The organism is Xanthomonas campestris pv. badrii (assembly GCF_012848175.1).
Classification (GTDB): Bacteria; Pseudomonadota; Gammaproteobacteria; order Xanthomonadales; family Xanthomonadaceae; genus Xanthomonas; species Xanthomonas campestris_C.
The window spans coordinates 421621-433536 of sequence record NZ_CP051651.1 but is presented as its reverse complement, the minus strand read 5'-3'; the positions used below and the strand labels follow the sequence as shown (position 1 = coordinate 433536).

Annotated in this window: 8 protein-coding genes; 1 reads left to right on the top strand and 7 read right to left on the bottom strand. The window is 66.7% G+C overall.

Features of this window, described 5'->3' with window-relative positions; translation table 11 throughout:
- Nucleotides 1-3 precede the first annotated feature (3 nt).
- From gspG to HG421_RS01800, 7 genes are all read right to left on the bottom strand, one after another.
- Nucleotides 4-468, bottom strand: coding sequence for a type II secretion system major pseudopilin GspG (gene gspG, locus HG421_RS01830; RefSeq protein WP_064510955.1), 465 nt, complete (start codon nt 466-468; stop codon nt 4-6).
- 26 nt (nt 469-494) lie between these two features.
- Complete coding sequence (gspF, locus tag HG421_RS01825) at nt 495-1697, bottom strand: type II secretion system inner membrane protein GspF (RefSeq protein WP_169704691.1); 1203 nt, start codon at nt 1695-1697, stop codon at nt 495-497.
- Entirely contained in the window at nt 1684-3231 is a 1548-nt protein-coding gene (gene gspE, locus HG421_RS01820) for a type II secretion system ATPase GspE (RefSeq protein WP_169704689.1), read from the bottom strand. Before gspE ends, gspF begins: the two co-directional genes overlap by 14 nt.
- The gene (gspD, locus tag HG421_RS01815) at nt 3176-5254 is read right to left on the bottom strand and encodes a type II secretion system secretin GspD (protein ID WP_169704688.1); all 2079 of its coding nucleotides are present in this window, start codon (nt 5252-5254) and stop codon (nt 3176-3178) included. The genes gspE and gspD overlap by 56 nt, the downstream gene beginning before the upstream one ends.
- The gene (locus HG421_RS01810) at nt 5251-6066 is read right to left on the bottom strand and encodes a type II secretion system protein N (protein WP_169704686.1); all 816 of its coding nucleotides are present in this window, start codon (nt 6064-6066) and stop codon (nt 5251-5253) included. Before HG421_RS01810 ends, gspD begins: the two co-directional genes overlap by 4 nt.
- A gap of 161 nt (nt 6067-6227) precedes the next feature.
- Complete coding sequence (locus tag HG421_RS01805; RefSeq protein WP_169704684.1) at nt 6228-8876, bottom strand: TonB-dependent receptor domain-containing protein; 2649 nt, start codon at nt 8874-8876, stop codon at nt 6228-6230.
- Nucleotides 8877-8953: 77 nt separating this feature from the next.
- A complete protein-coding gene (locus tag HG421_RS01800) occupies nt 8954-10426 on the bottom strand; it encodes a hypothetical protein (protein ID WP_169704682.1) in 1473 nt (490 codons plus the stop codon).
- A gap of 187 nt (nt 10427-10613) precedes the next feature.
- Between HG421_RS01800 and HG421_RS01795 the strand changes: the two genes are divergently transcribed.
- Nucleotides 10614-11474 carry a 2OG-Fe(II) oxygenase gene (locus HG421_RS01795; protein WP_169704680.1) on the top strand — a complete coding sequence of 287 codons (861 nt, stop codon included), beginning with the start codon at nt 10614-10616 and terminating at the stop codon, nt 11472-11474.
- Nucleotides 11475-11916 lie beyond the last annotated feature (442 nt).

The following is an 11916-nucleotide window of genomic DNA, read 5'->3' as shown; positions in this document are numbered from 1 at the left end:
GTCTCAGCGCCAGTTGCCGATATCGGCGTTGTCGGCATCGCCGCCTTCGGCCCCATCGGCACCGAAGGAATACACATCGAAGCCGCCAGTGCGACCCGGGCGGCGATACTGGTACGCATGCCCCCACGGGTCTTCGGGCAAGCGGCGGATATAGCCGCCTTGCCGGTAGCGCTCCGGCCGGGCCAGACCACTCGGCGCGGTGAGCAGGGCCTGCAGGCCCTGTTCGGTGGTGGGATAGGTGAGGTTGTCCAGGCGATAGGTTTCCAGCGCCTGCTCCAGCACCGCGACATCGGCGCGCGCCTTCTCGACCATGGCGCGGTCCTGGCTGGGCATCACGTTGATCATCACCACGGTGGCGAGCAGGCCGATGATGACGATGACCACCATCAACTCGACCAGGGTGAAGCCGCGCGCGCGACCACGCAGCGGACGCGCGCCGGCAGAGGCAAGAGACTGGATGGACTGCATGTGGATCTCCGAAAGGACGGCTGCGCTCAACCGAGCGCCAGGGTGTTGAATTGCAGGATGGGCAACAGGATCGACAGCACGATCACCGCCACCACGCCACCGAGCAGCACGATGATGGCCGGCTCCAGCAGGCTCATCGCGGCGGTGGTGAACGACTCGAATTCACGCTCCAGATAATCGGCGGCGCGCTCCAGCATCGGCGCAAGCCTCCCGCTGTTCTCGCCGCTGGAGGCCATGTACAGCAGCGTGGGCGGGAACACGCCCGCGCGCTTCATCGCCGCGGCCAGGCTGCCGCCTTCGCGGATGGCGCTGACCATGCTGTCGGTGGCCAGTCGCAAGGCGCGGTTGTCCACGGTGCGTGCGGCGATCATCAGCCCTTCCATCAGCGGCAGGCCGCTGTTGACCATGATCGCCAGCGTGCGCGCCATGCGCGCGGCATGCAGGTCGCGGATCAGGCGCCCCAGCAAGGGCGCGCGCAGGATGGCGCGATCTGCTGCCAGCCGCAGTGCCGGGCGTTTGAGCAGCCGCAGTGCAGCGATTGCGGCAATCACCAGCGCAACCAGGAGCGGAATGCCGGCATGCAGCAGGAAGTTCGACACCGCGATCACCGCGCGCGTCAGCCAGGGCAAGGCGCGCCCCATCGAATCGAACTGGTCCACCACCTTGGGCACGACGAAAGTCATCAATACGATCACCACCGCCCCGGCCGTCAACGCCAGCGCCGCCGGGTAGACCAGCGCAGACTGCAACTTGCTGCGCACCTGCGCCTGGCGTTCGAGCAGATCGGCCAGTCGTTGCAGCACCTGCGGCAACGCACCCGCGCTTTCGCCGGCGGCCACCATGGCCCGGTACAGCGGCGGAAATGCGTTGCCCTGGCGCGCCATCGCATCGGACAGGCGAAACCCTTCCACCACCAGCGCATGGGTCTGGCCGGTGACCCGGCGCACGCCGCGGCGTTCGGACTGGGTGCCGATGGTGCGCAGGGCTTCCTCCAGCGGTGCGGTTTCCACCAGCGTGGCGAGCTGGCGGGTGAACAGCACCAGATCCTTGCCGCTGAAGCGCGCTGCGCGCGCAGCCGTGCTGGCGGTCGCAGCCGCAACCTCCACACGCACCGGCACCCATTGCCGCTGTTCCAGCTGCGCACGTGCGCTGTGCACGCTGTCGGCACTGATGACGCCGTGCCGGTTGCGCCCGCGCAGATCGAGCACGGTGTAATCAAACTGCGGCATACGCGTCTTCCTGTTGGCGGGTGACGCGCAGCGCTTCTTCCAGCGTGGTCAGGCCCTGGAGCACGGCCGCGCGTGCGGCATCGCCCAGCCGCGGTGCACGCGCAAAGGCCACCGCAGCCAATGCGTCTTCATCGGCGTTGTCGCCGATCAGGCGGCGCATCGCATCGTCCACCGCAATGGCCTCGTAGATGCCCACGCGCCCGACGTATCCGCTGTGGTGGCAGGCGTTGCAGCCCACCGCTGTGTAGATCGCCGCATCGGCCGGCGCTTCCAACAGTTGGGCCGTTCCGGCGTCGATCGGCCGTGCACTGCGGCATTGCATGCACAAGCGCCGCACCAGCCGCTGCGCCAGAATCAGTCGCAGGCTGGAAGCCAGCAAGAACGGCTCGATGCCCATGTCGCGCAGGCGCGTGACCGCGCCGACCGCATCGTTGGTGTGCACGGTGGAGAGCACCAGGTGGCCGGTGAGGCTGGCCTGCACCGCGATCTGCGCGGTCTCGGTGTCGCGGATCTCGCCGATCATCACCACGTCCGGGTCCTGGCGCAGGATGGCGCGCAGTCCGGCGGCGAAGGTCATGCCGACGCGTGCGTTGACCTGGGTCTGGCCGACGCCATCGATGGCGTATTCCACCGGGTCTTCGACGGTGAGGATGTTGCGCGAGCCATCGTTGAGCAGGCTCAGCGCTGCATACAGCGTGGTGGTCTTGCCCGAGCCGGTGGGGCCGGTGACCAGCACGATGCCGTTGGGCACCTGCAAGGCGCGCTGCACGGTATGCATCACTGCCGGCGGCATGCCCAGCTGTGCCAGCGACAAGCTGCCCTGCTCCTTGTCCAGGATACGCAACACCACCCGCTCGCTGCCGCGCGTCGGCAGGGTGGACACGCGTACGTCCAATGCCTTGGCACCCATCACCAATGACACGCGGCCGTCCTGCGGAATGCGTTTTTCGGCGATGTCCAGCCGTGCCATCACCTTGACCCGCGACACCAGCAGCGGCGCGATACGGCCGGGCAAGGTGGCCGCCTCGCGCATCACCCCATCCACGCGCAGGCGGACGCGCAGGCGCGATTCGTAGGATTCCAGATGCACGTCGGAGGCGCCCAGCCGCGCGGCCTCGGCGATGATGCCGTTGATCAGCCGAATGATCGGCGCATCGTCCTGGCTGTCGAGCAGATCGGCGGTGGGGATGTCGTCGATCAACGCATCCAGGCTGCCATGCAGGTCCAGCGCTTCGACCTGCACGCCCTGCTCCAGCCCGGCATCGGCGTAGATCTCCGATACATGCCGATCGAACACCGCCGGCGCCAACGTGCGCACCTGCAATGGCATGCCGAGCGCACGGCGCAGCTCGATCAAGGCCTGCACATCGCCACCCTCGCGCAGGCCGATGTGCGCGGCAGTGTCGCTGCCAAGCAACACCACGCCGTGACGCTTGGCGAATGCGTACGAAATGCTGGCGCGCGCGGTGTTCATGGCATCAACGCTGCACGGGACGTGCGCTGGGCGCAGGCGTCGCCGCCGGTGGCGATGCAACCGACGCTGGACCCGCCGGCAGCTGCGGCGGCTGCGCGCGCAGATAGTCGCGCACCAGCGCATCGAGCGCGGCCTCCGGGTCGCCATCGGCCAGCTGCCGATCGCGCAGGTAGGTGTAGCGCGGCGCGGTCATGCGCTGCGCATCGGCCGCATCGCGGATGATGGTGGGACGGATGAACACCATCAGATTGGTCTTGTCGCGGTTGCGCGACTTGTGCCGGAACAACGCACCCAGGCCCGGCACGTCGCCCAGCAACGGCACCTTCTCCACGGTCTGGCGATCGTTCTGGTCGAGCAGGCCGCCGAGCGCGACGATGGCACCGTTCTCCACCACCACGCGCGTTTCGATCTGGCGCTTGTTGAAGACCAGCTCGGACGACTGCGTGCTGACCGGCCCGGCAATGGCCGAGACTTCCTGCTTGATCGCCAGCGTGATGCCGCCGGCGGTGTTGATCTGCGGGCGCACTTCCAGCTCCACGCCCACGTCCTGGCGCTGGATGGTGCGGAAGGGATTGTCGTTGGCCGCACCCAGCACCTCACCGGTGGTGATCGGCACTTCCTGGCCCACCAGGATGCGCGCCTGTTCGTTGTCCAGGGTCATGATCGAGGGCGTGGACAACAGGTTGGAGCCGGTGTCGCTCTTGACCGCATCGATGATCATGCCAAACACCGCATCGTTGCTTTGCCCGGCCAGGCCGATCAGGCCGCCGCTCAAACCCAGCAGGGATTGCGCGGCCACGTTGCGCGCCTGCTCCAGCACCGAATCGTCATCGCCATTGCCGCTGCGCGTACCGGCCGCCGCTGCGGCCAGCGGCACGATGCCCGGCGAGGCACCGTTGTACTGCGTGGCGATCAACGGCACGGTGCCGTTGCGCCCGGCCAGCAACAGCTGCACGCCCAGGCGCTTGGCCGCAGTGTCGGAAATCTCCACCACGATCGCTTCCACCAGCACCTGCTCGCGATGCACGTCCAGCTGGCGGATCACATCCATCAGTGCGCGCTGGGTCTCCGGGTCGGCATTGATGATCAGGGCGTTGGAGCCGGGGTAGCGCACGATCACCGGGCGCTTGCCTGTTGCCGGTGCAATCACCTGCGTCTGCGCAGCGCCGCTCGCCGCGGCCACATCCACTGCAGTCGAACGCGTGTCCTGCCCGGGCTGCGCTTCGTTGCCGGGCGTCTGCCCGACCAGCTGCTGCAGCACCGGCAACAGCTGTTCGGCACTGGCGTGCTGCAGGCGCACCACGCTGACATCGCCGCGGCGCTCGGCGCGCCCGTCCAGATCCACCGCGGTGCGCACCACCCGCTGCACCAGCGCCGGGTCGCCGCGCACGATCAGCGAATTGCTGCTCTCCACCGGCAACACCGACAGCACCGCGCTACGCTCGCCGGCCTGGCCGAACAACGAGGTCAAGGTGCGCGCCAGTTCCTGCGCGGAACTATTGCGCAAGGCCACCGTGTCGATCGCCGCGCGGTCGGTATCGATCTGCGCCACCAACCCGCGAATGCGCCGCAGGTTGTCGGCGTAGTCGGCGATCAACAGGCTATTGCCTTGCGGCATCGCCATGATCACCCCGCCGCGGCCGACCAGCGGCTTGAGGATTTCTGCCGCGCTGCGCGCATCCACGCGCTGCAGGGTGAACACCTGCGTTGCAAACCCCAGGTTGGCGCTGGCCGCGCTGCCAGGCTGCTGCGCGGCGGTGTCGTCGGGAATGATGCGATAGGTGGATGGGCCGCTGGACACCGCAATCAGGCCATTGGCACGCAGCACCGCCAGCAGCATGCCCAGCAGATCGGCCTCGGACATGGCCTGCGCGCGCGCCACGTTCACCGTGCCCTGCACGCGCGTGTCCACGATGAAGGTGATGCCGGTGGCGCGCGAGACATCCTGGATGAAGGCGCGCAGATCCACATCCTGCAGGCGCACCGCCGGGGCATCGGCCGCGCGCAGCGAGACGGCCGGCATGACGGGCAGTGCAAGCAACAACGTGGCCGAGAGCAGCCAGAGAGGACGAGCGGCAGTCATTGCGGGCGCTTCAAGGTCATGGTGTGGGTCTGGCCATTGCGGCGATAGGTCAGCGTGGCCGCCTGGCCACCGCGCAGTTCGTCCTGCAACTCGCGCAGGTGTTCGGCATCGAGGGTGCGGCCGTTGATCTGGGTCAGCACATCACCGGCTGCCAGGCCGGCCTGGCGCAGCAGCGCGCCATCGCCACGCGGCATGATCGTGAAGCCGCTGCCGTCCTCGCTTGCGCGCAGCCCGGCGGTGTTCAGCAGCTGCTGCGGATCCACGCCAGCGGCAGCGGCGGCATTGGCCACGTTCCCCACGTTCGACGTCACCGCAGCGGCCGTGCCTGCTGTTGTCGTGCCCGCTAGCGGTGCCGTGGAGGCGGGCACCTGCGGCGCGGCATCGGTCAACGCCAGGCGGCGCACGCCGCTACCGGTGCGCAGCAGCACATGGTCGGCAGCGATCGCCTGCACTACCACACCGGGCAGCACCGCATCGCCAACACGGTAGGCGCCCTGCCCGCCCTCGCCGTCACTGAGATAGGCCGCCGCGTGGGTTCCGCCCGCGCGCACGCCATGCAGCACGACACCATCGCTGCTGACGTCGCCGACAGTGCGGTAGAACACGTCGCGGCCAAGCGCAGACAGATCCGATGTCGCCTCGGTGGCAGGCTGGTGCGCGCCCACCGGGCCGATCGGCGTGACCACCAGCCACACCAGGCGCAGCGCCTGCACGGCCAGCAACACGGCCAGCACGCAAGCCACGGCCGTGCGCGCACCGCGCAGCGACATGACGGTATTCAACGAGGGCAACACGCGCTGCAAAGCAGACATCCGTCTTGAGGATTGCGAACGGATGACAGAATGCGGCAGCAATGTGTCAGTTCGAAGAAACGCATGACACAGGCCGACACATGCCGATGTACGGCAAAAAACGCAAACGCCCGCCGTGCATGGCACAGCGGGCGTTTGCGTATGTTCCTGCGCGCCGCCGATCAGAAGCGCGCTGTCACGCTGATGTCATAGCTGATGCCGGGCTGGTAGGTGTACAGGTCCACCCGGTTGCTGCCCACCTTTTGGTATTCCTGGTACTTGGTCTTGAGCAAATTGCGTGCGGCGAAGTTCACCGACAGCGTATCGCCCGACCAGACCAGGCCTTTCTTGATCACCAGATCCAGCGAAGTGCCCGGCTTGTCGATGTAGTCCGGCTGGCCGGGGCGGCCACGCGCCGACACCCGCTCGCCGACGTAGTTGGCGATCAGGGTGGCCTGGCTGTTGGTGCTCTCGCTTTCCACTCCGATCTGCAGGTTGGCGATGTCGTCCGACTGCCCCTGCAGTGCGGAGCCATCGCGAATGAACAGGTTGGCCTGCACCGGCGCGCTGAAGCCGAACGGCTGCACGGTGTCGCCGGCGCTGGCACTCACCTCGGATTTGGTGCGCGTGTAGTTGCCGGAGACGAACATGCGCTTGTCGCCCCACCAGTCGGCAGCGATCGGCAGGTCCACATACTTCTTGGCCTCCAGCTCGATGCCGTAGAGGTTGGCCTTGGGCGCATTGATGAAACTCTGCACGATGCCGCCGCCGGGCGCGTCGTTGACGATGGCTTCGATCGGCTTGTCGATGTCCTTGTAGAACGCACCGACGGTGACGTACTGGCCCGGCTCGAAGAACCATTCGTAGCGCGCATCCAGATTGACCAGCTCGCTGTCGACCAGGAACGGGTTGCCGAAGAACTGGCGGTCGATATCCGGGTCCAGATACTGCTGCGGCGCCATTTCGCGGAACTGCGGCCGCGCGATGGTCTTGGAGGCACCAAAGCGCAACTGCTGGTTGTCGGCGAAGTTCCAGGTGACCGTGGCCGACGGCAGCGCGTAGCTGTTCTGCAGCGGCGCCACGCTGTCCTGCCGCATGCCGCTGAAGATGTCGTACGGATGCACCGCCTGCGTGGCGTCTTCGTAACGCACGCCGACGGTGGCACGCAGGGTCGGCACGATCTCGCCCTCAATCTGCAGGTATGCCGCCTTGACCTTCAAGGTCGCGTCGTAGGCCGCCGCACCGAAGCTGCCGGTGGTCTCGCGCAGCCGCAGCAGATCGTTGCTGAGGTTGTAGTCGGAGAGTAGGTAGTCCACGCGCTGATACTGATTCAGGAACGGCAACGGGCCATCCAGCGCCAGGAAGCGGAACTCGCGGCTCCACGCGGTACGGTCGTTGTCCAGATACGCCAGACCACTCTTGACGGTGATGTCGTGCTCGATCGGCAGGCGCCAGGTCACATCCACGCCGCCGCTGGCGACTTTGTCGTCGACCTTGCTGAAGCGGGTGTAGTTCTGCACGCGGGAGGCGTCGTGCGCCCAGTAACCATCCAGCAACTCGTAGCGGATGCCGGTCTCGTAGGGCACATCGCGGCTGGCGTTGGCCACCGCGGCGCGCCATTCGATCTTGAGGTCGTCGTATTCGCCGAACGCATGCGAGCCCAGCAGCTGGTTGTTGATCAGCTGGCGCTCGTACCACTCGGTGTTGTCATCGCGCACATCGAAACCGGCCAGCTCATCGCGGCCGGCACGGCTGCGCGCCACCTTCAGTGCATCGTGCACATACAGGGTGGTCCAGCCGATGGTGTGGCGGCCATACTCCCAGCCCAGGCCGAGCATGCCGTTGCTGCGCACGTTATTGCGGGTGGTGGCGAAATCGTAGTTGGAATTGAACTCCACGCTATCGCCGACAAAGATGCCGTCCTGCTGCTTGCCGGTGCGGGTGCGCCATTCGTTGTCGTAGCTGGCCACCGCCAGGATGCCCAGCTTGGCTTCGCCGATCTCCATACTGTAGCCGGCGCTGGCGCCCACATTGACGTCCGGGTCGATGCTGTCCTTTTCCTGCAGCACGTACAGGTTGGCATTGTTCATGCTGCGCCCGATGCGGCGGATGTCATCGCGCGAGAAATTGCCCAGGTCCACGCGGCGCCCGCTGGCGATGGCATCGCGCAACGCGCCCGGCTGCTTGCGCGCGCCGTCATCAAAGCCCCACTCGTCATCGCCGGAGCCGTAATAGGTCAGGCCCTTCTCGCCGGTGCTGACGCTATTGGCGCCGCCGCCCACGGTGAGCGAGAGGAACGGCTTGTCCGGCACCGTCATCGATTGCAGATCGATCACGCCGCCGCCGAATTCGCCGGGATAATCGGCCGAATAGGTCTTTTGCACGGTCACGCTTTGCAGCACGTCGCTGGGAAACAGGTCCAGCGGCACCACGCGCTGCATCGGCTCGGGGCTGGGCAACGGCGAGCCATTGAACAACGCAGACGAATAGCGCTCGCCCAGGCCGCGCACATACACATACTTGCCGCGCGACAGACTCAGGCCGGTCACACGCGTCAGCGCCACCGCAGCGCTGCTGTCGCCGGTGCGCTCCATGTCCTGGCGGGTGACGAACGAGGCCACTTCGGAGGTCTGCAGCATCGGTTCGGGAATGTATTCGCCGCGCACCACGACCTGGTCGAGTTGCTTGGGCGCAATGGCGGCACTGGAACTGCTGCCGCCGGCGGCATCGCTGGTGGTCGACTGCGCCAGTGCGGCGCCGGACATCAGCAAGGTGGAAATGGAAAGAGACAGGCCCGTCCGCGAGAGACGGGCAACAGTGGAGGTTCGCATCGTGGGAGCCCTGGCAACAGAAAGATGAAGCGGGACGCATCGCGCGACGGCATCGGGCCGCCGCGCGATGCCGTGCCTCAGCAGGGACGATCGGCGGTCAGGCCGCAGGTCCAGCCCTGCCACCAGGTGTCGTTGGCATCACGCACGCCACCGATGTAGTTCACCTGCTGGAAGAAGCTGCTCACCCCGTTCAAGCCCTGGAAGGCCGGCACGGCGCTTTCGTTGGCGCCATTGACGAAGGTGTTCTGCAACGTGGACACGCCGTTGGCGACATTGTTGGTGCCGGCTGCGAACTGGGTGGCCGCGCGCGGATCGCTACCGAAGGCCGTCGGGCAGGCGAAGAACACCGAGTGGAAGGTGCCCGTGGTGTCGGTGTCGGCCATGTTCAGACACACCAGACCATCGCCGGTACCGCCGGCCGGACGGGTGAACACCGAGTTGTAGAACGCGGCCTGCGTTCCCTGGTTGAGCATGATTGCCGCACCGGCGCGCGCATTGCCCACATAGGTGAAGTTGGCCACCTTCGGGCGTGAATACGGCTGGCGACGCAGGCTGCTCCACTCGTTCATGCGGTCGCCGCCGCCGGCGCGCTGCACCACGATGCCGAACTGCAATGCACCGCTCCAGCCAGCATCGGTATCCAGCGAATCGTCGTCGGCGCCGGTGATGACCACGTGGCTGCCGTTGACCGTGCCGCCGAACCATTCGATGCCGTCGTCGGAGCTGTTGTGGATCTGCACGTAGTCCAGGCGCGTGCCGCTGCCCACGCCGGCCAGGGTGATGCCCTGCAGCTCGTTGTTGGGCGAAATTTCGAAGCCCGAATACATCACGCGCAGGTAGCGCATCGAGCCGCTGTTGTCGGTGGCGCTGTTGCCGCCATAGAACGCGTTGGTGCCTTCCACCTGCGCCTGACACTCCGGCGTGCCGGACACGGTGGTGCCCGGGCAGTTGTTGATCGCCGCGCGGCCCAGCACCACGATGCCGCCCCACAGGCCGATGGTGTTGGCGTTGACCTGGCCTTCCAGCGCCTGGCGTGCGGTGAATACGATCGGCGCGGTGGCGCTGCCTTCGGCAAAGAGTTGCGAGCCGCGGTTGACCACGATGTAGTCGCTGCCCGAGGAACCGTACAGGGTGACGCCAGGCTCGATGGTCAGGATGCCCTGCACGCTGCCAGCAGCCGGCGCGGTGGCGTTGCCGCCACGGTCGGTACCGACGTTGACGCGGCCGCTGATGGAATACGCAGTACCGGCGCGCGCAGGCACGACCAGATTGCCATTGACGGTTTCCGGCAGCTGGCAGGCGCGCAAGGTGTTGTTGGCGATGGTGCCGACGTTGGAGAAACCCGTCGGGCAATCGGCGGCCGGGCCGGTCGGTGCCGGTGCAGGCGTCGGTGCAGGCGTGGGCGCCGGGGTCGGCGCGGGTGCCGGTGCGGGCGGAAACGCGCCCTCGCCCGGCGAAGCGACACGGTCGGCACCGCCACCGCAGGCCGACAGCGCCAGTGCGGTACCAAAGGTCATGAGTAGTGTCTTGCTGCTGTTGCGAACGGACATGCGGCTGATCTCCAGGTCAAAAGGTCCGGTATGAAGAGGAGTCGTCAAGAATTGGTTGCGTTCCGCTCACTGCAGTGGCGAGCACGTTCAAGATCCCCGTCACCTTTATAGGGGCCGTCTGTTGCATTTGTCTTACCGCGACACATTTGACATATGCATGACACAGGTCGGCATGCACTGTAGTGGGATGACATCCACCGCAATCCCCACCCCGTTGGCCGACTGGATCGTGGCGCAGGCACTGGCCGGCCAGCCGCCCGAACAGGCGCTACAGCCGCTGATCGATCAGGGCTGGAACGAGCAGGACGCCATCGACGCGGTCGAGGCACTGCTGCGCGACCATATCCAGCGGCATGCACAGGCCAACGGCCTGCCGCTGCCGGTGCGCGTGCCCGCGCTGCTGCAACACGACGATGCCTCGCTGCTGGACCTGGGCGACCGCCAGGTGCGCGTGCTGATGAGCCTGCTGTTGCCGCGCGTGGTGGTGCTGGGCGGCTTTCTGTCCGATGACGAATGCGATGCCTTGATCGCGCTCGCACAACCGCGCCTGGCCCGCTCGCGCACGGTGGACAACGGCAGTGGCGCGCAGATCGTGCACGCCGCACGCACCAGCGACAGCATGTGCCTGCAGCTGGGCCAGGATGCGCTGTGCCAACGGATCGAGGCACGCATTGCGCGCCTGCTCGACTGGCCGGTGGCGCACGGCGAAGGGCTGCAGGTGCTGCGCTACGCCACCGGTGCGGAGTATCGGCCGCACTACGATTATTTCGAGCCCGACGCGGCCGGCACGTCGGTGCTGCTGCAGGCAGGTGGCCAGCGCGTCGCCTCGCTGGTGATGTACCTCAACACGCCCGAACGCGGTGGCGCCACGCGCTTTCCCGATGTGCACCTGGACATTGCCGCGGTGAAAGGTAACGCGGTGTTCTTCAGCTACGACCGCCCGCACCCGATGACGCGCAGCCTGCATGCCGGGGCTCCGGTGCTGGCCGGCGAAAAATGGGTGGCGACCAAATGGCTGCGTGAGCGCGCAGTGCGCATGCCTGGCTGAGGGCGGAGATCAATGCTTACGCAGTACCCAGGTGGACGACTACCGTCCTGAAATGACCCACCTAGATAACCGAACCCGGCTCTTCGCGACCGGGGTGTCGCGTTGTGGCGGGGTTCGGATACCGTCAAAAGCCGAGTGGGCCGAGCGCGCGGTGCCCTCACCGCTCGCGGGACACGCCGTTAACCCATCCATGGGGGCTCGATGGCGGCATCCATGCCGCCAACGGTCCCGCAATCGGTGAGGACACTGCGCCAGCCAGTTGGCTGGTGGCTTCATTAAGAACGGAATCTGCGCACCAGACAGTTTGGCTGGCTGTTTATTGAAGGCTCTGCACACCGGCCAACTCGACTGGTCCTTGCCCGCCCACCGTCGCGGGACCTTACGCGGCATGGATGCCGCGTAAGAGCTTACAAGGACGTACTTGCAGCGTGTCCCGCGATGG